25 protein-coding genes are annotated in these 23,691 nt (G+C 55.8%); 12 read left to right on the forward strand and 13 right to left on the reverse strand.

The window, feature by feature from the left end:
* Positions 1 to 60: 60 nt before the first annotated feature.
* Positions 61 to 2,676 carry a DNA mismatch repair protein MutS gene (gene mutS / locus AC2FEB_RS14030; protein ID WP_496673748.1) on the forward strand — a complete coding sequence of 872 codons (2,616 nt, stop codon included), beginning with the start codon at positions 61 to 63 and terminating at the stop codon, positions 2,674 to 2,676.
* A gap of 56 nt (positions 2,677 to 2,732) precedes the next feature.
* On the opposite strand, the gene AC2FEB_RS14035 is transcribed toward mutS, so the two are convergent.
* Both AC2FEB_RS14035 and hrcA read right to left on the reverse strand, forming a co-directional pair.
* Complete coding sequence (locus AC2FEB_RS14035) at positions 2,733 to 3,296, reverse strand: nucleotide exchange factor GrpE (protein ID WP_117871280.1); 564 nt, start codon at positions 3,294 to 3,296, stop codon at positions 2,733 to 2,735.
* 10 nt (positions 3,297 to 3,306) lie between these two features.
* The gene (hrcA, locus tag AC2FEB_RS14040; protein WP_496673630.1) at positions 3,307 to 4,371 is read right to left on the reverse strand and encodes a heat-inducible transcriptional repressor HrcA; all 1,065 of its coding nucleotides are present in this window, start codon (positions 4,369 to 4,371) and stop codon (positions 3,307 to 3,309) included.
* Positions 4,372 to 4,483: 112 nt separating this feature from the next.
* Here hrcA and rph point away from each other — a divergent pair, with 112 nt between their 5' ends.
* From rph to AC2FEB_RS14060, 4 genes are read left to right on the forward strand one after another with little or no spacing between them, the layout of a single operon-like run.
* On the forward strand, positions 4,484 to 5,197 hold the full coding sequence (gene rph, locus AC2FEB_RS14045; RefSeq protein WP_117871276.1) for a ribonuclease PH: 714 nt from the start codon (positions 4,484 to 4,486) through the stop codon (positions 5,195 to 5,197).
* On the forward strand, positions 5,194 to 5,808 hold the full coding sequence (gene rdgB, locus AC2FEB_RS14050; protein WP_496673633.1) for an RdgB/HAM1 family non-canonical purine NTP pyrophosphatase: 615 nt from the start codon (positions 5,194 to 5,196) through the stop codon (positions 5,806 to 5,808). Before rph ends, rdgB begins: the two co-directional genes overlap by 4 nt.
* Positions 5,798 to 6,952, forward strand: a complete 1,155-nt coding sequence (gene hemW, locus AC2FEB_RS14055; RefSeq protein ID WP_496884136.1) for a radical SAM family heme chaperone HemW — start codon at positions 5,798 to 5,800, stop codon at positions 6,950 to 6,952. The genes rdgB and hemW overlap by 11 nt, the downstream gene beginning before the upstream one ends.
* A 2-nt stretch (positions 6,953 to 6,954) precedes the next feature.
* The gene (locus AC2FEB_RS14060) at positions 6,955 to 7,308 is read left to right on the forward strand and encodes a YbaN family protein (RefSeq protein WP_496673639.1); all 354 of its coding nucleotides are present in this window, start codon (positions 6,955 to 6,957) and stop codon (positions 7,306 to 7,308) included.
* Here the strand turns inward: AC2FEB_RS14060 and AC2FEB_RS14065 are convergent.
* The 7 genes from AC2FEB_RS14065 to AC2FEB_RS14095 all read right to left on the reverse strand — a co-directional run bounded on the left by AC2FEB_RS14065 (position 7,298) and on the right by AC2FEB_RS14095 (position 14,670).
* The gene (locus AC2FEB_RS14065; protein ID WP_496673642.1) at positions 7,298 to 8,194 is read right to left on the reverse strand and encodes a ParB/RepB/Spo0J family partition protein; all 897 of its coding nucleotides are present in this window, start codon (positions 8,192 to 8,194) and stop codon (positions 7,298 to 7,300) included. The genes AC2FEB_RS14060 and AC2FEB_RS14065 overlap by 11 nt on opposite strands.
* 20 nt (positions 8,195 to 8,214) lie before the next feature.
* On the reverse strand, positions 8,215 to 9,018 hold the full coding sequence (locus AC2FEB_RS14070; protein WP_496673645.1) for a ParA family protein: 804 nt from the start codon (positions 9,016 to 9,018) through the stop codon (positions 8,215 to 8,217).
* On the reverse strand, positions 9,011 to 9,628 hold the full coding sequence (gene rsmG, locus AC2FEB_RS14075; RefSeq protein ID WP_496673751.1) for a 16S rRNA (guanine(527)-N(7))-methyltransferase RsmG: 618 nt from the start codon (positions 9,626 to 9,628) through the stop codon (positions 9,011 to 9,013). Before rsmG ends, AC2FEB_RS14070 begins: the two co-directional genes overlap by 8 nt.
* Positions 9,628 to 11,496, reverse strand: coding sequence for a tRNA uridine-5-carboxymethylaminomethyl(34) synthesis enzyme MnmG (gene mnmG, locus AC2FEB_RS14080; RefSeq protein WP_496673648.1), 1,869 nt, complete (start codon positions 11,494 to 11,496; stop codon positions 9,628 to 9,630). The genes rsmG and mnmG overlap by 1 nt, the downstream gene beginning before the upstream one ends.
* A 12-nt stretch (positions 11,497 to 11,508) precedes the next feature.
* Entirely contained in the window at positions 11,509 to 12,795 is a 1,287-nt protein-coding gene (gene mnmE / locus AC2FEB_RS14085; protein WP_496673651.1) for a tRNA uridine-5-carboxymethylaminomethyl(34) synthesis GTPase MnmE, read from the reverse strand.
* 31 nt (positions 12,796 to 12,826) lie between these two features.
* Positions 12,827 to 14,098, reverse strand: a complete 1,272-nt coding sequence (gene rho, locus AC2FEB_RS14090) for a transcription termination factor Rho (protein ID WP_117871260.1) — start codon at positions 14,096 to 14,098, stop codon at positions 12,827 to 12,829.
* Between the two features lie 122 nt (positions 14,099 to 14,220).
* Positions 14,221 to 14,670: a CopD family protein gene (locus AC2FEB_RS14095; RefSeq protein WP_496673655.1), complete on the reverse strand. Its 450-nt coding sequence runs from the start codon at positions 14,668 to 14,670 to the stop codon at positions 14,221 to 14,223.
* Between the two features lie 404 nt (positions 14,671 to 15,074).
* Here AC2FEB_RS14095 and AC2FEB_RS14100 point away from each other — a divergent pair, with 404 nt between their 5' ends.
* From AC2FEB_RS14100 to dnaQ, 4 genes are read left to right on the forward strand one after another with little or no spacing between them, the layout of a single operon-like run.
* Positions 15,075 to 15,674, forward strand: coding sequence for a Maf family protein (locus AC2FEB_RS14100; RefSeq protein ID WP_496673658.1), 600 nt, complete (start codon positions 15,075 to 15,077; stop codon positions 15,672 to 15,674).
* On the forward strand, positions 15,671 to 16,504 hold the full coding sequence (locus AC2FEB_RS14105) for a shikimate dehydrogenase (protein WP_496673661.1): 834 nt from the start codon (positions 15,671 to 15,673) through the stop codon (positions 16,502 to 16,504). Before AC2FEB_RS14100 ends, AC2FEB_RS14105 begins: the two co-directional genes overlap by 4 nt.
* Positions 16,501 to 17,094, forward strand: coding sequence for a dephospho-CoA kinase (gene coaE / locus AC2FEB_RS14110; RefSeq protein ID WP_496673664.1), 594 nt, complete (start codon positions 16,501 to 16,503; stop codon positions 17,092 to 17,094). The genes AC2FEB_RS14105 and coaE overlap by 4 nt, the downstream gene beginning before the upstream one ends.
* On the forward strand, positions 17,087 to 17,809 hold the full coding sequence (gene dnaQ, locus AC2FEB_RS14115) for a DNA polymerase III subunit epsilon (protein WP_496673667.1): 723 nt from the start codon (positions 17,087 to 17,089) through the stop codon (positions 17,807 to 17,809). The genes coaE and dnaQ overlap by 8 nt, the downstream gene beginning before the upstream one ends.
* A gap of 24 nt (positions 17,810 to 17,833) precedes the next feature.
* Here the strand turns inward: dnaQ and secB are convergent, their stop codons facing one another.
* Entirely contained in the window at positions 17,834 to 18,334 is a 501-nt protein-coding gene (gene secB / locus AC2FEB_RS14120; RefSeq protein ID WP_299643158.1) for a protein-export chaperone SecB, read from the reverse strand.
* A gap of 54 nt (positions 18,335 to 18,388) precedes the next feature.
* Positions 18,389 to 18,889 (reverse strand): FxsA family protein, encoded by a 501-nt coding sequence (locus tag AC2FEB_RS14125; protein WP_496673670.1) that lies wholly within the window; start codon positions 18,887 to 18,889, stop codon positions 18,389 to 18,391.
* Between the two features lie 108 nt (positions 18,890 to 18,997).
* Here AC2FEB_RS14125 and AC2FEB_RS14130 point away from each other — a divergent pair, with 108 nt between their 5' ends.
* Genes AC2FEB_RS14130 through AC2FEB_RS14140 form a run of 3 tightly spaced genes read left to right on the forward strand, consistent with a single transcriptional unit; the run spans position 18,998 to position 21,281 of the window.
* A complete protein-coding gene (locus AC2FEB_RS14130; protein ID WP_496673673.1) occupies positions 18,998 to 19,657 on the forward strand; it encodes a Tim44/TimA family putative adaptor protein in 660 nt (219 codons plus the stop codon).
* A complete protein-coding gene (gene mltA / locus AC2FEB_RS14135) occupies positions 19,654 to 20,694 on the forward strand; it encodes a murein transglycosylase A (protein ID WP_496673676.1) in 1,041 nt (346 codons plus the stop codon). The genes AC2FEB_RS14130 and mltA overlap by 4 nt, the downstream gene beginning before the upstream one ends.
* Positions 20,694 to 21,281 carry a Smr/MutS family protein gene (locus tag AC2FEB_RS14140; protein WP_496884137.1) on the forward strand — a complete coding sequence of 196 codons (588 nt, stop codon included), beginning with the start codon at positions 20,694 to 20,696 and terminating at the stop codon, positions 21,279 to 21,281. The genes mltA and AC2FEB_RS14140 overlap by 1 nt, the downstream gene beginning before the upstream one ends.
* Here AC2FEB_RS14140 and AC2FEB_RS14145 read toward each other — a convergent pair.
* Positions 21,278 to 22,498 carry an MFS transporter gene (locus tag AC2FEB_RS14145; RefSeq protein ID WP_496852239.1) on the reverse strand — a complete coding sequence of 407 codons (1,221 nt, stop codon included), beginning with the start codon at positions 22,496 to 22,498 and terminating at the stop codon, positions 21,278 to 21,280. The genes AC2FEB_RS14140 and AC2FEB_RS14145 overlap by 4 nt on opposite strands.
* Positions 22,495 to 23,616: an alpha/beta hydrolase gene (locus AC2FEB_RS14150; RefSeq protein ID WP_496673754.1), complete on the reverse strand. Its 1,122-nt coding sequence runs from the start codon at positions 23,614 to 23,616 to the stop codon at positions 22,495 to 22,497. Before AC2FEB_RS14150 ends, AC2FEB_RS14145 begins: the two co-directional genes overlap by 4 nt.
* Positions 23,617 to 23,691: the final 75 nt, after the last annotated feature.

Consider the following 23,691-nt stretch of genomic DNA (forward strand, 5'->3'; position numbering starts at 1 on the left):
GTTTGTAAGGTCGCGCCCGGAATACGCCAGAAGGGGGCCGCTTTGTCCACAGTCACGCCGATGATGGCGCAATACCTCGAAATTAAAGAGGCTCATGCCGACGCTCTGCTGTTTTATCGCATGGGCGATTTCTATGAGATGTTTTTTGAGGACGCCGTCAACGCAGCCGAGGCGTTGGACATCGCCCTGACAAAACGCGGCAAACACAATGGCGAAGACATTCCGATGTGCGGTGTGCCGGTGCATTCGGCAGAAGGGTATTTGCTGACACTGATCCGGAAAGGCTTTCGCGTGGCTGTCTGCGAGCAGATGGAAAGCCCGGCTGAAGCCAAGAAAAGAGGCTCTAAATCAGTCGTAAAGCGTGATGTTGTACGCTTGGTGACGCCCGGAACACTGACCGAAGATGCCCTGCTTGAGGCCCGTCGCCACAACTTTCTGGCGGCCTATGCCGAAGTTCGGGATGAGGCCGCGCTGGCCTGGGCCGACATCTCGACCGGGGCGTTTCACGTGATGCCTTTGACGCCGGTGCGCCTCAGCCCCGAACTCGCACGACTGGCACCGTCGGAACTGATCGTCGCCGATGGCGTGCAAGACAAACTGAATGAGCCGGTTCGTGACTTGGGTATTTCCATCACCCCTGTCGGGCGGGCCAGTTTTGACAGCACGGCGGCTGAAAAACGCATCTGCGGTTTATTTCACGTGGGTGCGCTGGATGCATTCGGAAGCTTTGGACGCGCCGAAGTGTCTGCGATGGGTGCGCTGATCGACTATCTGGAGATTACACAGAAGGGCAAACTGCCCCTGTTGCAAACGCCACTGAAGGAATCCGAAGACCGCGTTGTACAGATCGACGCTGCAACGCGCCGCAATCTGGAGCTGACCCGGTCCTTGTCTGGCGGACGTGCCGGTTCACTACTTTCGGTAGTCGACCGAACCGTGACCCCGGGCGGTGCCCGTTTGCTTGAGCAACGTCTGTCCAGCCCCTCACGCAATCTGGAAATCATTCACGCCCGACTGGACGCGGTGAGCTTTGCGGCCGAAGATAGTCTTATCGCGTCAGACCTGCGTGAAGCTTTGCGGAAGACGCCAGATCTGGACCGCGCCCTGTCCCGCTTGTCGCTGGAGCGCGGCGGGCCTCGGGATCTTGCAGCCGTCCGAAACGGCCTGACTCAATCGGCAGCCATTGCCCAGATTTGCGCAGATCAGGATGTGCCGATTCTGCTATCAACCGCGCTTCAAAACCTTGTTGGCTTCGACGACCTGTTGAATTTACTGGATGAAGCCCTGGTCGCCGAACCACCGCTTCTTGCACGTGATGGTGGTTTCATCGCTCCGGGCTTTGACGCCGAACTGGACGAGGCCCGCACCCTGCGGGACGAGGGTCGGTCCGTTATCGCCGGATTCCAGAAAAAATATTCCGAGCATACCGGCATCACGTCGTTGAAGATCAAACACAACAACGTGCTGGGATATTTCATCGAGACGACAGCGACCCATGCCGAAAAGATGCTGAACCCGCCCTTCAGCGAGACCTATATCCACCGCCAGACCACCGCCAACCAAGTGCGGTTCACCACTGTTGAACTCAGCGAGATCGAAGCCCGCATCCTGAATGCCGGGAATCTGGCTCTTGAGATCGAAAAACGGCTCTATCAAAGGCTATCTGACGAGATTTTGTCCCTCGCAGCACGACTGAATCAAGCTGCCCGCGGGTTGGCTGAACTGGACCTGACCACTGCCCTCGCCGATCTGGCGCGCGGGGAAAACTGGTGCAGACCACAGGTGGACGCGTCCCGCGCGTTCAACATACAGGGCGGTCGGCATCCGGTTGTCGAACACGCACTGCGCCAACAAAGCGGCGATGCCTTCGTCGCCAATGACTGCGATCTTAGTGCCGATGACGGTGCAGCCATCTGGTTGCTGACAGGCCCAAACATGGCCGGTAAATCGACTTTCCTGCGTCAGAACGCGTTGATCGCCCTGCTGGCCCAAATGGGCAGCTTCGTCCCGGCCGAGCAGGCCCATATCGGTGTGGTCAGCCAGTTGTTCAGCCGCGTGGGAGCCTCTGACGATCTGGCGCGGGGCCGCTCGACTTTCATGGTCGAGATGGTGGAAACCGCCGCGATTCTAAACCAGGCCGACGAACGGGCGCTTGTGATTCTCGATGAAATCGGGCGTGGAACGGCAACCTATGACGGGCTCTCCATTGCCTGGGCGACTCTGGAGCATCTGCACGCAGCCAACAAATGTCGTGCCTTGTTTGCCACGCATTATCACGAGCTCACAGCGCTGGCCGGGACGCTGGAAGGTGTCAAGAATGCCACGGTCGCGGTGAAGGAATGGGAAGGCGAAGTGATCTTCCTGCACGAAGTCCACAAGGGTGCTGCCGACCGGTCATACGGCGTGCAGGTTGCGCAACTGGCCGGGCTGCCCGCATCCGTGGTGGAACGCGCCCGCATTGTACTGAACCAACTGGAGAAAACAGAGCGCGAAGGTGGAAAGCAAAAGGCGCTGATCAACGATCTGCCACTGTTTTCTGCTGCACCACCACCACCGCCGCCCGCACCCAAGGCATCGGCGGTCAACGATATGCTGAACGACATCCTGCCGGACGAGCTTACGCCACGAGAGGCACTTGACCTGATCTACAAATTGAAAGAGGCGGCCAGATTCTGACCGCCCCTGCACCTTCAAAAGCTCTTGCGCCGGAGGCTTGGCTTTTTCGAAGCCGATCAGCTTGCAGGCATGGAAGAAACGCCCACCTGCGCCGGACGCAGCAGGCGATCGTGCAACATAAATCCTTCTGCGGACACCTGAATGATGTCTCCTGCCTTGGTTCCGGGAACCGGTGCCTCGAACATGGCCTCGTGCACGTTCGGATCAAACCGGTCGCCCACTTCGGGCGTGATCACTTCGATACCATGCTTGTGGAACACGTCCTTCAATGCACGCATGGTCAGTTCGACACCTTCTAGCAAACCAGCAGCGACTTCTTTCTGCTCATCCGTCGCGGCTTCAAGGGCGCGTTTCATGTTGTCGTATACGGGCAGCATATCACGGGCCAGCTTGGACCCGCCATACTGTTCAGCATCGCGGCGTGCCTTGTCACTCCGCTTGCGCATGTTTTCGGCATCCGCCAATGCCCGCATGAACTTGTCTTTGTAGTCGTCCCGTTCGGCTCGCAGCGCGTCCAGCTCCAGTTCCTCTTCGCTGAAGTCCATCAGCTCTTCGGCCAGTTCTTCCGCCTCGGCGGTTGCGATATCGTCCAGAAAATCTTCGTTCTTGGGCTCTGCCATCTCTTACCCTCTAGCTCCGGTCGGATATCAGCTTGCCGACCAGTTGCGCCGTATAATCCACGATCGGTACGATCCGTCCATAATTCAAACGTGTGGGCCCGATGACCCCGACCGCACCGATTATCTTTCGATCAGCGTTCATATAAGGAGACACCACCAAAGAGGAACCCGAAAGTGAGAAAAGTTTGTTCTCAGAGCCGATAAAAATGCGCACACCCTCACCGTCCTCGGTCAATTCAAGGAATTCGGCGATGTCTCGCTTGCGTTCCAGATCGTCAAACAGGGTGCGAATGCGGTCAAGTTCCTCGGTCTGACCGGGTTCGTTGAGAAGATTCGCGCGCCCGCGCACGATCAAACGCGCCGAGTCGCTTCCGTCTCCGTCCCAAACGGCCATCCCGCCTTCAACCATCTCACGCGCCAAAATGTCGATTTCCTGCTTACGCGCGTCGATCTGCGTCTGCATCTGCCGCCGCACTTCGCTGAGGGTCCGCCCCTCGATGAGCGCGTTCAGGAAGTTCGCGGCCTCACGCATTGAACTGGGTGTTTGCCCCGGTGGCGGTGTGAACAAACGGTTTTCCACATGACCGTCCGAGAAAACAAGAACCACCAAAGCCCGATCATGGCCCAGAGAAACAAACTCGATATGTTTGATTTCTGATTCATGCTTGGGCGTCAAAACCAGTGAGGCCCCTTGTGTCACGTGTGACAAGGCAGAACCGACACGGTCCAGCATTCCGCCAACATCACCCGTGTTAGAGCCTAGGGTCTGTTCCAGTTTCTGCCTGTCATCGGCGCCCAGGTCTCCGACTTCAAGCAATCCGTCCACAAACATTCGCAGACCTTGCTGCGTCGGGATTCGACCAGCGCTGACATGGGGGCTGTCCAGAAGGCCCAGAAACTCCAGATCCTGCATCACATTTCGGACAGTTGCGGCGCTGACTTTTTCGGACAACGTACGTGCCAAAGTACGACTGCCAACGGGCTCTCCGCTTTCCAGATAGCTCTCGACAATCAGCCGGAACACTTCACGTGACCGGTCGTTCATCTCGTCCAGAATCTTGCTCGCTTCGCTCATGCGTGTTCCCCTGCTCGCTTGTCATTAAATAGCAGGCAAATGAAAGGTCAATCGGGGTTGCATCGTAACGCTGCGGGGCGTTATCCCCAAGCCAGCAAACAAAGGAATTCCGATGCGACCCTCTGGAAGAGATTTAAGCGAAATGCGCGCCGTTTCAATCGAGACGGGGTTCACAAAACATGCCGAAGGTTCCTGCCTGATCAAAATGGGCGACACACACGTTTTGTGCACGGCAACGATCGAAGATCGCGTGCCGCCGTTTATCAAGGGATCGGGCCTTGGGTGGGTCACAGCCGAATACGGAATGCTGCCCCGCGCCACCAATACACGAATGCGGCGCGAGGCGGCTTCGGGCAAACAGGGGGGCCGTACGGTCGAAATCCAGCGCCTGATCGGCCGCGCCCTGCGCGCCGGTGTCGACCGGGTTGCTCTGGGAGAGCGTCAGATCACCGTAGACTGCGACGTGATCCAGGCTGATGGTGGCACCCGCTGCGCCTCGATCACTGGCGGCTGGGTCGCGCTGCGGCTGGCTGTGAACAAGCTGATGAAAACCGGCGATGTGATCTCGGACCCGCTGGTTGATCCAGTCGCTGCCGTGTCTTGCGGCATCTATGCGGGTCAGCCGGTACTGGACCTTGATTACCCCGAAGACAGCGAAGCGGGCGTAGATGGTAACTTCATCATGACCGGATCCGGCAAACTGATCGAGGTACAGATGTCCGCTGAAGGCTCTGTTTTCAGCCGTGCGCAAATGGATCAACTGATGGATCTGGCGGAAAAAGGCGTCTCTGAACTGGCTGCCGCTCAGAAAGCCGCCACCGCATGACCCGCAAATTCGACGGGGACAGGTTACTGGTCGCCACCCATAATAAGGGTAAGCTCGAGGAGATGGCGCATCTTCTTGAGCCCTTCGGCGTGACAGTTGTTGGTGCCGGCGAACTGAACCTGCCGGAACCCGAAGAGGCCGAGGACACCTTTGTCGGTAATGCGCGGATCAAGGCCCATGCGGCCGCCAAAGCCACCGGCCTGCCTGCTCTGTCGGACGATTCCGGGATCACTATCGATGCGCTGAACGGCGCACCTGGTGTTTACACCGCCGATTGGGCCGAAACCGACAATGGCCGTGATTTTCTGATGGCCATGACCCGCGCCCATGATGAGCTCGAAGCGAAAAATGCACCTCACCCCCGCACCGCCCAATTCCGCAGTACACTGGTTCTGGCCTGGCCCGACGGGCACGACGAAGTGTTCGAAGGCGTTGCACGCGGTCATCTGGTCTGGCCGATCCGCGGCGAAGGTGGGTTTGGCTATGACCCAATGTTTGTCCCCGACGGGTACGACATTACCTTTGCTGAAATGGATCGCTGGGAAAAGAACAAGATCAGCCATCGCGGCCGCGCGGTGGCGATGTTCGTGAAAAGCTGCTTTGGCGGATGATTGGCGCAACGGGGGCTTTGGCCTGTATGTGCACTGGCCCTTTTGCGAGGCCAAGTGCCCCTATTGCGATTTCAACAGCCATGTTTCCAGAAATATTGATCAAAAACAATGGGTTGATGCCTATCTGAGCGAACTTCGCCGTTCCGCCTCTGAAACGCCGGATCGGGTGCTGAACACGATCTTTTTTGGTGGCGGCACGCCTTCTCTGATGGATCCGGAAACCGTTGCAGCTGTGATCGATGGGGCGCGTGCGCTCTGGCACCCGGCCAATGACATGGAAATCACGCTCGAAGCTAATCCCGGCTCGGTTGAAGCCGGTCGGTTTTCGGCTTACCGCGATGCTGGGGTTAATCGGATATCGATGGGCATTCAGGCCCTGAATGACGAAGATCTGAGGCGGCTGGGACGGATCCATACGGTGGCCGAGGCCCGGGCCGCCTTTGATACAGCCCGAAATTGCTTTGAGCGTGTCAGCTTTGACCTGATCTATGCGCGCCAACACCAAACGCTGGAAGCCTGGCGTACGGAACTGACCGAAGCGCTGTCGATGGCTATAGACCACCTGTCACTATATCAATTGACGATCGAAGACGGGACGGCCTTTGGGGATCGGTATGCGGTGGGTAGATTACGCGGCCTGCCAGAAGATGACAGTGCCGCCGATATGTATCTGGCGACGCAGGAGATATGCGAGGCACATGGCTTGCCGGCCTACGAAGTTTCCAACCACGCCCGCCCCGGCGCGGAATCGCAGCACAACCTTATTTACTGGCGGTATGGCGACTATGTCGGCATTGGGCCCGGCGCCCATGGGAGGATTACCCTGAATGGTCAGAAATACGCGACCGAAACCTGTCTGAACCCCCAGCGCTGGCTTGATACCGCCAAAAAAGGTAACGGAGAAAAGGACCGCAGCGTATTGTCGCTTGAAGATCAGGCAAATGAATACCTTATGATGGGTATGCGGCTTACTGAAGGCCTAGATATAGACAGGTGGCAAGCCCTTTCTGGTCGCTCTCTTCCCTCCGAAACCATGGATCACCTGACTGACATCAACATGGTTCAGCGCAGGAACAGACGCCTGATAGCCACATCAGACGGGCGCGCCGTATTGAACGCAGTCATCCGGGAGCTGTTGGACTGAGTATGCAGTATCTTTGGGCCGGACTGGGATTGCTTTGCGTTGCGATGGCGGTTGTTGGGGTTGTTCTACCCCTTCTTCCAACAGTGCCATTTCTTCTGCTTGCCGCGTTTTTCTTCGCCCGCTCATCCTCGCGGCTGCACAATTGGCTTGTGAGTCATCAGCTTTTTGGGCCATTGATTCTTGATTGGCAAAGTTCCGGCGCCATTCGACCGGTCGCAAAAAGGGCGGCAACCGTCTCGATCGCCGCCGTTTTCGGAATCTCTGTTGTGCTTTCCGCACCGCCTTTTGTGTTGATCATTCAGGCCGTTGTTCTGGGCGGCGTCATGATCTTTATCTGGTCACGGCCTAACGGCTGAGCTTAGCGCACAAATCGTCCAGCTGATCCAGGTTCTCGTAGGTCAGAACGACTTGTCCTGTTTCCGTTCCGGCCTTGTGATTGATCGACACTTTCATCGCCAGGATCGCGGACAGGTCCTTTTCCAACGCACGTGTGTCTGCATCCTTTCCAGCATCCAGATTTCGGGCGCGAGGTGCAGATCGTTCAACGCCGCCTTGCTGCTGTTTTTTGACCAAAGCCTCGGTTGCGCGCACCGATAAGCCATCCTTGACGATCTGTTTCGCGAGTTCCGACGGATTTTCGGCCGTAATCAGCGCCCTGGCGTGCCCCGCAGATAATTTGCCTTCAATAACAAGGGCTTGCACATCCATCGGCAAGGACAGAAGCCGCAAAAGGTTCGCAATGTGGCTGCGGCTCTTGCCCAGGGCCTCAGCGAGCTTTTCCTGCGTGTGCCCAAATCGATCCATCAACTGCTTATAGCCAGCGGCCTCTTCCACTGCGTTCAGATCTGCACGTTGAATGTTTTCGATAATCGCTACTTCCAACACTTCCGTGTCATCGAATTCACGCACAATGACCGGAACATCGTGCAGCTGCGCCATCTGCGCCGCGCGCCAACGGCGTTCGCCTGCGACAATCTCATATTCTCCTGAACCTGTCGCTCGAACGATCAGGGGCTGAATGATGCCTTTTTCCTTTACCGATGCCGCCAGCTCGTCTAGCTGCTCAGGCCTGAATGTGCGGCGCGGCTGGTTTGGGTTGGCTTTCAGCTTTTCAATCGGGACTTTCAGATCAGGCCTGCGCGCATCCACTGAGGCCCGACCTTTTGCTTCAGGATTCACATCTGCCATAAGAGCAGACAGGCCCCGCCCCAACCCTCTGGATTTTGCTTTCTTGGCGCTCATGTCGCCCTCCTCATTCCCGCTCAGGCTGCGGTTTTGTTGTTCTTGTGCATGATCTCGCGAGCAAGATGTCGATACGCCATTGCCCCAAGCGATCCCGAGTCATATTGCAAGACCGGCAACGCATATGACGGCGCTTCGCTGACCCGCACATTTCTGGGTATCTTGGTTTTAAAAACCATCTCACCCAGATTGTCACGTGCGTCCTTTTCGACCTGGCGGGACAAGTTGTTGCGGTTATCATACATGGTCAACACAACACCTTCGATTCTCAGATCTGGATTCGCCGTTTGGCGAACCTCTCGAATCGTCAGCATCAATTGCGACAGTCCTTCAAGGGCAAAGAACTCACTCTGCAACGGCACAAGTACCGAGTGTGCAGCAACCATTGCATTTACGGTCAGCAAGTTTAGGGACGGTGGGCAATCGATTAGTACAAAATCAAACTCAAATGCATCTATGGCTGTCTGCCGCAGCGCATCATGTAAAAGGTAACTGCGTTTTTCGTTTGAGATCAGTTCAATATCGGCGGAACTCAAATCGACGGTGGCCGGGACTACGAAAAGGCCTTCAATTTCAGTCTCCTGAACCACTGCCTCTAGTGGCGCCTCGTCGAGGATCAGGTCATAAGTTGTCCAGTCCCGATCTTCGACACCCAAACCAGTTGAAGCGTTCCCTTGTGGATCGAGATCAACCACCAGAACTCTGCAACCGGCCTCAGCCAATCCAGCAGCAAGATTGATAGCTGTGGTTGTTTTCCCGACCCCACCCTTCTGATTGGCAACAGCAACTATCCGAGGCCCTGAAGGTCGAGATAAATCAACCACGTGATACTCCATTTATCTTAAGGATAACGGCTTGAGGTTCAGTTAAACTTGTAATCGCCTCTGCCTCGAATTTCCATTCCTCACGTGCGTCTTCCATCTCTTTTTTCCAATTTGCGCCTTTGGGCAACAATGCTGTCCCGTTGGTGTGTAAATGTCTGTCACAAAAGGATAATAGTGTACGCAAGTCAGCCAATGCACGCGCTGAAATGATGTTTACCGCCAAAGGATCAACCATCTCAATCCTTTTTGAAGTCACTGCGCATCTTATTCCGCATTCCCGGGCAACGTTGCGCAAGAAAGCTGATTTTCGCTGATCACTTTCTATCATATTGAATGAGGCGCTTGGATTTTCTTCCGCGGCGAGGATAGCACAAACCATACCAGGGAACCCGCCTCCACTTCCCAGATCCGCCCAGGTGTCAAAACTGTCAGCGCACCGATAGACCTGCACGGAATCCAGAATATGCCGGTCCCAGATATGCTCCAGGCTGTTCCGCGACACGAGGTTGATCTTTGGATTCCAACGTTTCACCAGTTCAACATAAGTCGTGAGGCGTTCGAATGTTTCACGTGAAACATTCAGGTCTTCAAACTTCGAATAATCAACCATCATGCTTGGCGAGCTCTTTGATCCCGGCGCAGTTTTGCCAGAACGAGCGTCAGCGCTGCCGGCGTGATCCCCTCGACACGGCTTGCCTGAGCGATATTTGCAGGATTTGCTTGCGACAGCTTCTGTTTCATCTCCGAAGACAGGCCGTCCAAAGCAAAATAGTCGAACTCATGCGGGATGACATAGGATTCATCCCGCTTCATTGCTTCAACGTCCCGCTTTTGCCTGGCAATGTAGTTGGCATACAAGGCGTCCCGCTCGATCTGGAGCCTGATTTTTAAGTCAACATCCTGCAAATCAGGAACAAGAGGCAGCAAATCTTCAAACGAGGTGTCGGGGAATGCGAGAATTGCCATCCCATCCCTACGGTTTCCATCCTGATTAACGTTTATACCGGCGGCGAGAACTTCCTTGGGTGTATAAGTCCGTTCCGTCAGCTTTGACTTCACGCTTTCAAGTTGGTGCATTTTATCTTCGAACTGAACTTTGCGCTCTTGTCCGACGCACCCCAATTCCAAACCAAGCGGTGTCAGCCGTTGATCAGCATTGTCGGCGCGCAGAGATAGCCGGAATTCCGCACGCGACGTGAACATGCGGTAGGGTTCGGCAACTCCTCGAGTTGTCAAATCATCGATCATTACGCCAATATAACTGTCGGATCGCGTAAAATGGATGGGTTCTCGCCCTTGGGTCTCCAACGCCGCATTGAGGCCGGCCACCATGCCCTGAGCTGCGGCTTCCTCATATCCTGTGGTCCCATTTATCTGGCCCGCTAGATATAGTCCGGGAACAGTTGGCAAGGATAAAGAAGCGCTCAGGACGCGCGGATCAACATAGTCGTATTCGATTGCATATCCTGGTTGCAGAATATCTGCATTCTCCAATCCCTTAATCGATCGCACATAGTCCAGTTGAACGTCTTGCGGCAATGACGTCGAGATACCGTTCGGATAGATCGTGTGATCATTGACCCCTTCGGGCTCAAGGAAGATTTGATGCGATTCCTTATCCGCGAATCGTACGATCTTGTCTTCAATCGATGGACAATAGCGCGGGCCTACTCCATCAATGCGACCGCCATACATCGCGGATTTCGAAAGATTCGCAGCGATGATCTCATGTGTTCGCGCATTTGTGTGTGTAATTCCGCAGGAAATCTGGGGCGCGACAACGGATTGAGACATAAAAGAAAACAGGGTTGGCTCATCGTCGCCGTCCTGCCTTTCAAGATCCGACCAATCAATGCTCCGACCATCCAGGCGCGGCGGTGTCCCGGTTTTCAATCGTCCCATGGGAAGATTGTATCTTTCCAACCGTTCAGCCAGTTTGACGGAAGGTCGATCCCCCATTCTCCCACCGGGACGAGACACGTCACCTATGTGAATGACACCCCGTAGAAATGTACCGGAGGTCAGGATAACGGCGCGCGCAGAAAGTTCTGATCCATCAGAAAGAGCAACACCTGCAACCTTCTCACCGATCATTAGAAAATCGACAACCTCTCCGACAACAACGGACAGGTTATCCTGTTTCTCTGTTTCCTGTTGCATAGCAAGCCGATACAGGGCGCGATCTGCCTGCGTTCTCGGCCCCTGTACGGCGGGCCCTTTTCGACGGTTCAACAAACGAAACTGTATGCCCGCCTGATCCGCCACACGACCCATGACGCCATCCAAGGCGTCAATCTCACGCACAAGATGGCCCTTTCCCAAACCTCCAATCGCCGGATTGCAGGACATAACGCCGATGTCTGTTGCAGACAACGTCACCAGTGCAGTTGTTGCGCCCATCCTTGCTGATGCATGAGCGGCCTCGGTTCCGGCATGGCCTGCGCCAATGACGATGACATCAAACTTCGAATGTTTCACGTGAAACACTCCTTACTTTCCCAAACAGAAGCTGGAGAAGATTTCATCCAACAGAGTTTCGACATCTATTCTGCCCACCAGAGATTCAAGGGCACGAATTGCAGTTCTCAACTCCTCTGCAGCGATATCATACAGGTCCGGACCTGATTCCAGAACCGAGATTGCAGATATGAGTGAGTCCAATGCACTTTTGATTGCAACGCGATGGCGTTCCCGTGTTGCAATACCATGGCTAGTAGTTCTCTTACTCAGTACACACGAAATCTGGTTTACAAGTGCGTCTATTCCCTGGCCTGTTTTCCCAGATACACCCTGCCCGTCAATACCCCGAAGGTCCGCTTTGGGCAAAACATGAATATCACCATCTTGCATCTCCACACCCAAGATTTCCGGTGTTTCAGACAAGAAAACGCGAAGGTCAGCGGCCTCCGCTCTGCTACGCGCAAGCTCGATGCCCAGGTTTTCGACATGATCTTCAGTCTGTCGCAGCCCCGCCGTATCCAGCAAGGTCACTGGTAAACCAGCCAGATCCATTCGAACTTCGATCACATCGCGCGTGGTTCCGGCGTATTCCGAAGTAATAGCCGCCTCACGGCCTGCCAATGCATTTAAAAGAGTGGATTTTCCCGCATTTGGAAGGCCGACGATCGCAACCTCGAACCCTGTACGTATTCGCTCGGCAATTTTGACGCCGTCTGCCTCACGGTGAAGATCTGACATGACACCTTGGATCAGGGCGCGCACTTCCGGCGTCACATCAGTAGGAACTTCTTCATCAGCAAAATCGATGACAGCTTCCAACAGGGACGCAGCCCGTATCAAATCCCTGCGCCACCGTTCTGCCAAGGTGCCCAGCTCGCCCGCCAAAATGGTCTGAGCTCGCTTACGTTGTGCTTCCGTTTCTGCATCGATTAGATCGGCCAGACCTTCAACCTGAGTCAGGTCCATCTTGCCATTTTCCAGTGCCCGGCGTGTAAACTCACCCGGTTCAGCGATGCGCAACCCTTCCATATCAGACAGGCAGCGCAGCACTGCGTTGACAGAGGCTGTGCTTCCATGAATCTGAAGCTCAGCCACTTCCTCACCGGTAAAGCTAGCCGGGGCCTGGAACGTCAAGACCAATCCGTCGTCCAAACGTGCTCCGCCATGATCCATCAGAGTGCGCAGGACCATGCCACGCCTTGGCAACGCACCACCAGTCAGGCGCGCCGCTGCTGAATGTGAATCTGGACCTGAGAGGCGGATGACCGCCACCCCAGCTTTGCCCTGCGCGCTGGCCAAGGCGAATATCGTATCCATTCGAAGGCCTCGCTAGAGTTTAAGACCTGTGTCAGGTGTTCATCGAATCGAAGAACTCACTGTTGGTCTTGGTCTGCTTCAACTTGGACAACAGGAACTCGATCGCGTCAGTCGTGCCCATCGGGTTGAGGATACGGCGCAGAACGAAGGTCTTGGCCAGATCGCCTTTGTCGACCAGCAGTTCCTCTTTCCGCGTGCCGGATTTGAGGATGTCGATCGCCGGGAACACGCGTTTGTCCGCAATCTTGCGATCAAGAACGATTTCCGAGTTACCTGTACCTTTGAATTCTTCGAAGATAACCTCGTCCATCCGACTGCCGGTGTCGATCAGCGCGGTGGCGATGATGGTCAGTGAGCCACCTTCTTCGATATTCCGCGCAGCACCAAAGAACCGCTTGGGCCGTTGCAGAGCATTTGCGTCCACACCACCGGTCAGAACTTTACCCGACGATGGCACCACAGTGTTAAAGGCCCTACCAAGTCTTGTGATCGAATCGAGAAGAATAACAACATCTCGTTTGTGCTCGACCAACCGCTTGGCTTTTTCGATGACCATTTCCGACACGGCGACGTGGCGGGTCGCGGGTTCATCAAAGGTCGAAGACACAACCTCACCCTTCACCGAGCGCTGCATGTCCGTCACCTCTTCGGGGCGTTCGTCGATCAGCAGGACGATCAGATAGCACTCTGGGTGGTTCTGTTCGATCGAATGCGCGATGTTCTGCAGGATCACCGTTTTACCGGTCCGCGGCGGTGCCACGATCAGAGAACGCTGGCCTTTACCGATCGGCGAGACCAGATCAATAACACGGGCCGATTTGTCCTTGATGGTGGGATCCTCGATCTCCATCTTCAGACGCTCGTCCGGATACAGCGGCGTCAGGTTGTCAAAAGCAATCTTGTGCTTGGCTTTTTCCGGTTCTTCAAAATTGATCTTGGTAACTTTGGTCAGCGCAAAGTAACGTTCGTTCTCATCAGGTGCCTTGATATCACCTTCAACCGTATCTCCGGTCCGCAGCGAGTGCAGGCGGATCATTTCAGGCGAAACATAGATGTCATCCGGACCCGGCAGATAGTTCGCCTCGGGCGAGCGCAGGAAACCGAAGCCGTCCTGAAGAACCTCAAGCACGCCATCGCCACCAACGGTCCAGCCCTCATCCGCGCGTTCGCGCAGGATCTGGAACATCATCTCGCCTTTTCGCATGGTCGAGGCGTTTTCGATTTCCAGTTCTTCGGCCATCGCCAGAAGATCTTTTGGGCTTTTGGCCTTGAGATCGGCCAGATTCAGAGATTCAGTTGTCATTATACAAACCTTCACCGCTGAGACTGCGGCACGAAGTGGAATTTCAGAACGGAAGATACGCCGCCCGGACGGGCGTGTTGATCCCTACATAAGCTCAGCGCTGCGTGGAGTCAAACAGGCCCTCAGAACTTCAGAACGACCGCCAGAACGATGGCAACCATCAAAACGGTCGGGACCTCGTTCATCATGCGAAACTGCCGCCCAGTGAGCTTGTTTCGCCCTTCCAGGAAATCCTTGCGTCGCGCCATCAACCAGTGATGAAACCATGTCATACCGATCACGGCAGCGCCCTTGACCCAGGGCCAGGACCAATCCCATCCCACGATGCCCGGCGTAAACACCATGATCAAGCCACAGACCCACGCAACGATCATCGCCGGGCTCATGATCACACGCAGCAGCTTATCTTCCATTTCAAAGAAAATTTCCTGTGCGCCATCGACGGCCTGAGCTTTCTCAACGTGATAGACAAACAACCTGGGCAGATAGAACAAGCCTGCCATCCACGAGATCACGGCCATGATATGGAGTGACTTCACCCACGGATACAGCGTGAAAAGAAGATCGGTCATATTGGCTCCAGGCATTGCTCGGAACCCTCCCTAATAAAAAAATAAGAAAAGAAAAAGGATGATGGTTTTGTAGAGTGAGCAAAATCCGTGGATTACTTTTTTACACATGTGTTTTCCCCAAGTGGACAGAACACGGCATTTTTCGGTCGATTCTGTTGATTTATGTTTTTATAGCTTAAAATCAACACGTTAATCACGGCGCTCCTTATTCCAATTGGGGATAACTGGTAGGAGAATTTGGGATATCGAGGTTTTCCAGAGAAACTAACTTATCCTTGTCCGGACTGGATGGGATTTGAGCGACTCGGGGATCTTTGTCGCGAAATCCCCGGGGTTGCGTGTCAACCGGAAAACCATACAAAGCACCCCTGAACTCTCAATGATTTGCGCACGGGGTTTTCCACATGTCTGTCCCCATTCTTCTTGCTTCCGGGTCCGCTATTCGCGCGCAGCTGCTTGAAAATGCAGGTGTACCGTACGTGGTACAAACCGCGCGCGTGGATGAAGAGACGGTCAAACGCGCCTTGCTGGCTGAAAACGCAACACCACGGGATATTGCCGACACGCTCGCTGAAATGAAAGCGCGGAAGGTCAGTGACAAAAATCCCGGAGCCATGGTTCTGGGGTGCGATCAGGTTCTGGATTTTGACGGCCAGTTGCTGTCGAAACCGGAATCGCCCGAACAGGCGCTTGACCAGCTGAAAGCCATGCGAGGCAAGCGGCACATGCTTTTATCCGCAGCCGTGATCTATCAGAATGGTGAGCCGATCTGGCGGCATGTGGGACAGGTGCGGTTGCGGATGCGTGCCAGTTCCGACGCCTATCTGAAAGACTATGTTGCGCGAAACTGGGACAGTATCCGACATGCTGTCGGAGCCTATAAGCTGGAAGAAGAAGGTGTCCGCCTGTTCGCCACCATTGACGGCGACTATTTTAACGTTTTGGGTATGCCCCTGTTGGAGCTGCTCAACTTTCTGGCTGTCAAAGGGGTAATTGATCAATGACGGACTATCGGGTTCCATTGGCCGGAGTTATTGGACATCCCATTGGTCACTCACGTTCCCCCAAACTGCATGGTCATTGGCTGAAAACATATGGTCTTGCCGGTCATTACATTCCGATGGATGTGGCACCCGTCGATCTGGAAGCTGTGCTACGCACCCTGCCCAAGGCGGGTTTCGTCGGCGCCAATGTCACGGTCCCCCACAAAGAAGCCGCCTTGAAGATCGCCGATCATGCGTCTGACCGCGCAACGGTGATAGGTGCTGCGAACACTCTGGTGTTTCGTGAAGATGGCTCAATCCATGCAGACAACACAGACGGGTACGGGTTCATGGAGAATCTTCGCAATGGTGCACCGGACTGGAATGCAAAGGACGGGCCGGCTGTTGTGTTCGGGGCCGGTGGGGCCGCTCGCGCCGTTCTGCAAGCGCTGTCTGACGCTGGTGTGCCGGAAATCCTGCTGACCAACCGAACCCGCGCCCGTGCGGATCATTTGAAAGAGGAATTCGGTCAACGCATCCGCGTGGTGGATTGGGTTCAGGCCGGAAATGTCATCGAAAACGCAGAGCTCGTGGTAAACACGACCTCGTTGGGAATGCAGGGCCAACCGGAATTGCGGGTTCCGCTCGATGGGTTGCAGCCCGGTGCCGTGGTGACAGATCTGGTTTATGTGCCTTTGAAAACCCGCCTGTTGCAAACCGCAGAACAGGCAGGGTGCACCGCAGTTGATGGGCTGGGCATGTTGTTGCACCAGGCAGTACCCGGTTTCGAACGCTGGTTCGGCGTGCGCCCCGAAGTTGATGTTGATGCGCGTGCGGCGGCGATGGCATGAGTTTCGCACTTGGCCTGACCGGTTCCATCGGCATGGGCAAAAGCACAACGGCGCATATGTTCGTCGAAGAAGGCTGTGCCTTGTGGGATGCGGATGCGGCGGTGCATCGCCTGTACTCCAAGGGTGGCGCGGCCGTTGGCCCCATGGAACGAACGTTTCCGTCGTCCATTCTGGACGGTGCGGTCAACCGGGATGCGTTGAAACGGATTATTGCCGCCGATCCTGCTGCGCTGAAAACCATCGAAGCTATCGTCCACCCTCTGGTCGCTGCTGACCGCGCAGCATTTCGTGAAGCCGCGACAAACGACATTTTGGTGTTCGATATTCCGCTTCTGTTTGAAACGGGCGGTGACGCGGCAATGGACGCGGTGGCGTGTGTTTCGATCCCGGCCAGCGAGCAAAAGCGGCGGGTCATGGAACGGGGTACAATGACGGAGACGCAGTTCGAGCAAATCCGTGACAAACAGATGCCGAATGACGAGAAATGCGCGCGGTCGGATTACGTGATCGTGACTGACACTCTGGACCACGCTCGCGCGCAGGTGCAGGATGTGGTCAGGCAGATACGGGCGGGGATGGCAAATGCGTGAAATTGTACTCGATACAGAAACCACTGGATTCGATCCCGAAAGCGGTGACCGGATCGTGGAAATCGGCGCGGTTGAACTGTGGAACCACGTTGCAACGGGTGAGACGTATCACGTTTACATCAACCCTGAACGCTCGATGCCAGAAGAGGCATTTGGTGTGCATGGCATCGGCCCGGACCTGTTGGAAAACCCGCGTCCGCCGGAAAAGGGCGAAGTGACGCTGAAAGACAAACCGGTTTTTGCCAAGATCGGTCACGCTTTTCGTGAATTCGTTGGCGATGCTCAGTTGGTGATCCACAATGCATCTTTCGACATGAAGTTCCTGAATGCCGAGCTGAAATGGATGGGTGCCCCGCTCATCCTGATGGAACAGGCGCTGGATACGCTGGCGATAGCGCGCAAACGGTTTCCCGGCTCTCCGGCCTCACTGGACGCGCTTTGCCGCCGCTTCAATATCGACAACTCGAACCGTGTTCTGCACGGCGCGTTGCTCGACTCTGAAATCCTGGCAGAGGTTTATCTTGAACTGATCGGAGGACGACAGCCCGATTTTGGCCTGTCGACATCTGCATCCTCTGCGGCAGGCGGCAGCGATGATTGGCGACCCACACCACGTGCCATACCGCTGCCATCCCGAATTACCGAGGATGAGCACGCAGCACATGAAGCTTTCGTGGAAAAACTGGGCGACAGCGCCCTGTGGGCCCGCGCCTGATCCGGTCAGGCACGGGCCAAAACCTCAGGCGTCTGTCTTCTGGGACTGTTCGGCCTGACGACGCATCACTTCGTTGCGATACAGGGCGACGAAATCGATATTGTCCAGATTTACCGGTGGGAAACCGCCGTCACGAGTGATGTCGCTGACAATTCGGCGTAGGAACGGGAACAGCATCCGCGGGCATTCGATCATCAGGAACGGGTGCAACTGGTCTTCCGGCACACCTTCCACGTGGAACAGGCCGCAATAGTCCAGCTCACACAGGAACAGAACGTCTTCCAGGCCTTTGGCTTTGGATGTCAGGTTCAGCTTGACGGACACTTCGAACTGGTGGTCTGCCGTGCGTTTTTTGGCGTCCAGATTCACCTGAACCGCGATTTCGGGCTGTACGTCACCGGAAACACCCTTCTGGGCCATCACGTTCTCAAAGGACATGTCGCGGATGAACTGCCCCAGAACACGCATCTGAACTTGCGGGGCGGCTTTGGCCGCAGTGTTTTCTGCAGCGTTTTCTTCGGCCATGGATCTACTCCAAAAATGAAATTCGCCACTGCTTATCAAGTTGGGGGCGGCACCTCAATGCCGGTGGGGGCCCTCGACCCATTTAGACGGTTTTGACGGATCATTTTTCGGGCGAACTTCGGTGAAGTCGCCGTCTATGATGTCACCCTGATCGAACGGATTTCCCCGTGACTGAAAACCGGGGCCTTGACCCATCTGAAACTGGGAAACGGTGACTTTCGATCTCAGGTACCTGAAAACCGCGACCCGCACGCCCGGAACAAGCAACGCAAATCCAATGGCATCAGTGAAGAATCCCGGCGTAAGCAACAAAGCGCCCGACAAGAGGATCATTGCACCATGCGCCAGCGGTTCGGTCGGGTCGTCAAGTTCGGCAAACGACCGTTGCAGGTTTCCCAACGCCATGCGACCTTGTGTCCGCACCAAAACCGTGCCCAAAACCGCTGTCAGTACTACGATGGCAAGGGTTGGCCACAAGCCGATCAACCCGCCGACCTGAATAAACAGCGCGATCTCGATGATGGGCACCAACAAAAATGCCAAGAACAGATACATTTGCGTTATCCTTTCCATTAGGCCGGGCTGTGGACTTGCCACCTACGGTCACCTACATAGTGGCATGAGGCCGCGTATACAAAGCCGCGGTCCTGAAAAGAGGATGAAATGAACGAACCCATGATCCAGTTGCTGGTCCTGGCCGGAATTGCCGTTTTCCTGATCCTGCGCCTCAAGAGCGTATTGGGCACGCGTGAAGGTTTTGAAAAACCACCCGTGCAGCAGCAACCCGAAGCGCATAAATCGCGCCGCGATTTCGAAGTGATCGAAGGCGGCCCGGATCATGACATCACCGACCATGTCCCGGAAGACAGCGAACAGGCGCAAACACTGGCAGCGATGAAACGCGTTGAACCCAGTTTTTCCGTCAGCGAGTTTGTTCAGGGTGCGCGCGGTGCCTATGAAATGATCCTGATGGGGTATGAAAAGGGAAATCTGGACGAGATCCAAGCATTCCTGTCGGAGGAAGTTTTTGAGTCCTTCGTTGCGGGTGTCTCTGCACGAGAAGATCAGGGCCTGACGATCGAGGCTGAGTTTATCGGTGTCCGAGAAACAGCCCTGACGGATGTCAAATTCGACAAGGATACCAATCAGGCCGATATCACCATGAAATTCGTGGGTGAGCTGACTTCGGTCGTGCGGGATCGCGGTGGCGATATCGTAGAAGGCAGCCCCAATACCGTGAAACGCCAAAAGGACAGTTGGACCTTTGCCCGAGTGATGGGCAAGGACGATCCAAACTGGCTGCTTGTTGCCACGGACGCATGATTGCCACGCTCCGGTCGCTCTTACTGGTCGGTGCAATGACCACTGCCAGCGCTGCCGGGGCCGAGGCAACGCGATCCATTCTGTCGTTCGATGATCTGCGTGGTTGGGCCGAGGATGACCACGGTGCAGCCCTTTCGGTTTTTCTGAACACCTGCGGGGATCTGAAAGATCCCGATTGGCGGGCCCTGTGCGGTGTGGCAAGAACCTATGATGCGGAAGCGGCAAGGGCGTTTTTTGAACTCTTCTTTCGCCCCGTTCTGGTTGAAGATGGCGCGGAAGCCTTGTTCACAGGGTATTTCGAACCCGAGCTTGATGGTGCGCGTACCCGGACGGATCGTTTCAGGTACCCCATCTACAAGATGCCGCCCGAGGCCCGCGCTGAGGGGTCCTGGCTGAGCCGGCGAGAAATTCTGACCAGTGATGTGATGCAAGGCCGCGGACTTGAGATTGCCTGGGTCGATGACCCCGTAGAGTTGTTTTTTCTGCAAATCCAGGGTTCGGGCCGCGTTCGATTGCCGGATGGCGGCGCCTTGCGCGTCGGATATGGCGGCGCGAATGGTCACCCCTATAGGTCAATTGGTGTGGAACTGGTGCGTCGCGGCATTCTCGGCGCGCATGAGGTCAGCGCGCAGATGATCCGCGCCTGGGTGCGCAAGAACCCCGAGGCCGGTGCGGAATTGCTGCTCCACAATCCATCATACGTGTTTTTCCGCGAAGTTTCACGCGTCGCGCCCGAGCTTGGGCCGCTGGGTGCCATGAACCGATCCGTAACGACCATGCGCAGCATTGCTGCCGACCCGGCCTACACGCCGCTGGGCGCGCCGGTTTGGGTGGAAAAGGACGGCAACGAACCGATTCGCCGCCTGATGATTGCGCAGGACACTGGTTCTGCCATCAAGGGCGCACAACGGGCCGATATTTTTTTCGGAACGGGGGACGAGGCCGGGCAGGCCGCGGGAAAGCTGAAAGATCCGGGCCGGATGGTGGTGTTGCTGCCCATCCAGCGTGCCTATGCCCTGCTACCGGATGAATTCTGATGACCCGGCGCAAACTAACCGGCGAAGAGATCGAGCTGTGGCGGAAGGTCGCCAAACAGGCCGAGCGGCTGCATCCGGAAATCCCGCAGACGGTCCATCCGACTTCCCTGCCGAAACCCAAGCCCAAGAAAACGCCGAAACTCCGGCTTGAGTCATTCGAACTTGGACAGGCCCATCAGGTGAAATCGAAACCGAATGATCTGAAGCCTTCGGTGACGAATGCGCTTCGCAAAGCACCGGTTCAGATGGACAACAAGGCCTTTGGCCGGATGAAGCGCGGCAAGCTGAAACCCGAAGGCAAGCTGGATCTGCACGGTATGCGGGTCGCTTCGGCCCATCCGGCACTGATCCGATTTGTCCTGAGCGCGCAGGCACAGGGTAAGCGTCTGGTTTTGGTCGTGACCGGCAAAGGCAAGGATCGGGACGAGCCCGGTCCGATTCCGACGCCGCGCGGTGTTCTGCGAAATCAGGTTCCTCACTGGTTGTCTATCCCACCGCTGGCCCAGGCGGTGATGCAGGTCACACCTGCTCATATAAGCCACGGCGGAGATGGGGCTTATTACGTATATCTCAGGCGCGTGCGCTAAAGGTCACGACGGGCGCGGGAAATACCGACCCAAATCAGAACGCATACCAGCACGAAGAACATTCCAATCCAGAAAAACTGAGTGTTCAGAGAAATACCAAGGTCAATCAGAACGCCGGTCAACCCAGGTCCGATGGCTGACCCCAGCACCATGACAGCCGCAGCCATCGCCTTGATGGCTCCGATATGCTGGGTCCCATAGAATTCTGCCCAGAACGCACTGGGCAAAGTACTGTTTGCGCCGACCGTCAGGCCAAGAAAAACCAACCCAATCGTCGCGCCGCTGATTGATTCAGTCATGCCCAGAACCACAAACCCAACCGCCATCGGAAGCTGATAGTATGGCATGATGCGCGCAGTGCCCCATTTGTCCAATGCCCAGCCCGCAGAAAACATCGATAGCAGTGATATTCCGGTAAAGATCGGAAACAGAGCGACTAGTTGAATATGCTGCCAGCCTTTGACGTCAGCCAGATAGATCTGATGGAAGAAAAACGCGGTAATGAATGCAGAAGGCGCAAGCACGGCGGGGACCATGAACCAGAACAAGGGGTTAAACAGCGCGTCGCGACGGCTCCAATGGCGACCCTGCATTCCAATGGCAGAGGATTCGCTGGCAAGGCTTTGCGGTGTTCGTTCCTCGCGTAATAGCCGCATCAACACGGGAATACCCAAGGCGGTCACCGCCGCCGCGATGACCCACAGCCAACGCCAGTCCAGGTAAACCATGGCCGCAACAAAGATCAGCGGCAGCAAGGCCTCACCGATGGCATAGCCGATGGATGCAATGGAAAGTGCTTTGCCCCGCGTGACCGTAAACCACCGCGCCATGGCGACCGCGGCCAGATGCGTGCTCATCCCCTGACCGAGAAGACGCAGCAAAAAAATCACCACTGGCAACAGCAGCAGCCAGGTATTCAGCGCCATGGCAAGGGCGGCCAGGGTCAACCCGGTCAGAACCGCCGGACCCAGCACCCGGACGCGAAAGATGTCCGTTAGCCCTCCGGCCCAGATCATCACGATGGCCGACAGGGTTGTGCCTAATGTGTATAGCCCACCCCAGGCACCGTGGCCGAGACCGAATTCCGCGCGGATATCACCGGCAAAGATCGAGATGAAGAATGTCTGCCCAAAGCTGGACAAAAACGTCAGGAGAACGCCTCCGCCAAGCCAGGTGGCATTGTCCAGAAGATACCGACGCAGCTTAAACCGCGTCACGGAGAGCTGACCTGTGCCTGTCCGGTATCTGTTAGAACAATTTCAGTGGCACCGTCGGGATTTCGCTCGCTGGGTGGCACCAGAATATCAATTGCCGGTCGGTCTTCCCGCCCGAAGGTATTGTTGACACGCCGTAACGAGTTGAGGATCGACAACAAGGCCGGTGAGGTTGCGGCAACGAAATGCGAGGAAGCCGCGTCACTGCTGAATGCCGTCGTGTCGATCACGCTGATCGGGAATTCTTCGAGAGAGTCAATCGAGCTGATATTACCCAACCGCTTACCTTCATCAGTGCCACGCAAACGGCCCGAGATGTTCAGGATCTTGTCCTTTTGGGACACCATTACCAGGAAAGGATCGGGCGGGTTTTCGATACGTTTCATCTGCGAGCGAAACAGATCAAGATCCAGATCGGGCGAGATCAGCACGACCCCATCGATGTTTCGGTTGGCCCATCCGGGTTCTTGTAGTTCGGTTTGTCGCATCATTTCCATCGCCAACGCACCGCCCATGGAATGCGCCACCAGAATAACGCGTTTGACACCCATGGCTTTCAGCTCGCGGATAGTCTGTTCCAAACCGTCGCGGGCAAACAACATGCTGTCCAAATCGTAGGCATACCCATAACCCGTCGCACGGCTTGGCCACGAATACACCAGCGTTGACCCGGGGAGGCCGATGTCATGCGTCAGCTGAGCTGCGCGAAAGATCGTTTCGGTCTGGGTCGAGTTGTAGCCGTGCACAAAGATCGTGACGTCGCCCTTACCCCGCAGATGTTTGCGTAATCCACCAGGCCCATCCAACTCGGTGACATCTGCCAGAACGAACTCTTTCTGCGGATTCGGGTTTGCGTAGGAAAAACGGAGCGTACCCGGAGTATGCGTTGGTGGGATCGAAACCGTAGTTTCGAGAAATTTTAGTGTTTCACCGCGTCGGAATCCAAAGGATCCATCGGCCTCACGCGCGCGGGTCGTACTTGCGAAGATGGTTTCAGGTGTCCCGATGTTCACGGCATCGGGCACGACCTCGGACACCGTCCGGTCGACGCAGGCGCAGAGCGAAAGGGATGCGAACAGAATGATGAAATAGCGCAGCACGGGCCAGACCTCGAGGTGAATCGTGGACACGCTATCCTATTCTTGCCTAACGTCCAGCATGGCAAGTCGAGAACAACGGCAAAAAACGGCTGGCCG

Source organism: Ruegeria sp. YTSC106 (assembly GCF_059609765.1).

Coding starts and splice junctions, on each gene's coding strand:
- mutS (WP_496673748.1), top strand. CDS start 61: ATGATGGCGCAATACCTCGAAATTAAAGAGGCTCATGCCGACGCTCTG.
- AC2FEB_RS14035 (WP_117871280.1), bottom strand. CDS start 3,296: ATGGCAGAGCCCAAGAACGAAGATTTTCTGGACGATATCGCAACCGCC.
- hrcA (WP_496673630.1), bottom strand. CDS start 4,371: ATGAGCGAAGCGAGCAAGATTCTGGACGAGATGAACGACCGGTCACGT.
- rph (WP_117871276.1), top strand. CDS start 4,484: ATGCGACCCTCTGGAAGAGATTTAAGCGAAATGCGCGCCGTTTCAATC.
- rdgB (WP_496673633.1), top strand. CDS start 5,194: ATGACCCGCAAATTCGACGGGGACAGGTTACTGGTCGCCACCCATAAT.
- AC2FEB_RS14060 (WP_496673639.1), top strand. CDS start 6,955: ATGCAGTATCTTTGGGCCGGACTGGGATTGCTTTGCGTTGCGATGGCG.
- AC2FEB_RS14065 (WP_496673642.1), bottom strand. CDS start 8,194: ATGAGCGCCAAGAAAGCAAAATCCAGAGGGTTGGGGCGGGGCCTGTCT.
- rsmG (WP_496673751.1), bottom strand. CDS start 9,628: ATGGTTGATTATTCGAAGTTTGAAGACCTGAATGTTTCACGTGAAACA.
- mnmE (WP_496673651.1), bottom strand. CDS start 12,795: ATGGATACGATATTCGCCTTGGCCAGCGCGCAGGGCAAAGCTGGGGTG.
- rho (WP_117871260.1), bottom strand. CDS start 14,098: ATGACAACTGAATCTCTGAATCTGGCCGATCTCAAGGCCAAAAGCCCA.
- AC2FEB_RS14095 (WP_496673655.1), bottom strand. CDS start 14,670: ATGACCGATCTTCTTTTCACGCTGTATCCGTGGGTGAAGTCACTCCAT.
- AC2FEB_RS14100 (WP_496673658.1), top strand. CDS start 15,075: ATGTCTGTCCCCATTCTTCTTGCTTCCGGGTCCGCTATTCGCGCGCAG.
- AC2FEB_RS14105 (WP_496673661.1), top strand. CDS start 15,671: ATGACGGACTATCGGGTTCCATTGGCCGGAGTTATTGGACATCCCATT.
- coaE (WP_496673664.1), top strand. CDS start 16,501: ATGAGTTTCGCACTTGGCCTGACCGGTTCCATCGGCATGGGCAAAAGC.
- dnaQ (WP_496673667.1), top strand. CDS start 17,087: ATGCGTGAAATTGTACTCGATACAGAAACCACTGGATTCGATCCCGAA.
- secB (WP_299643158.1), bottom strand. CDS start 18,334: ATGGCCGAAGAAAACGCTGCAGAAAACACTGCGGCCAAAGCCGCCCCG.
- AC2FEB_RS14125 (WP_496673670.1), bottom strand. CDS start 18,889: ATGTATCTGTTCTTGGCATTTTTGTTGGTGCCCATCATCGAGATCGCG.
- AC2FEB_RS14130 (WP_496673673.1), top strand. CDS start 18,998: ATGAACGAACCCATGATCCAGTTGCTGGTCCTGGCCGGAATTGCCGTT.
- mltA (WP_496673676.1), top strand. CDS start 19,654: ATGATTGCCACGCTCCGGTCGCTCTTACTGGTCGGTGCAATGACCACT.
- AC2FEB_RS14140 (WP_496884137.1), top strand. CDS start 20,694: ATGACCCGGCGCAAACTAACCGGCGAAGAGATCGAGCTGTGGCGGAAG.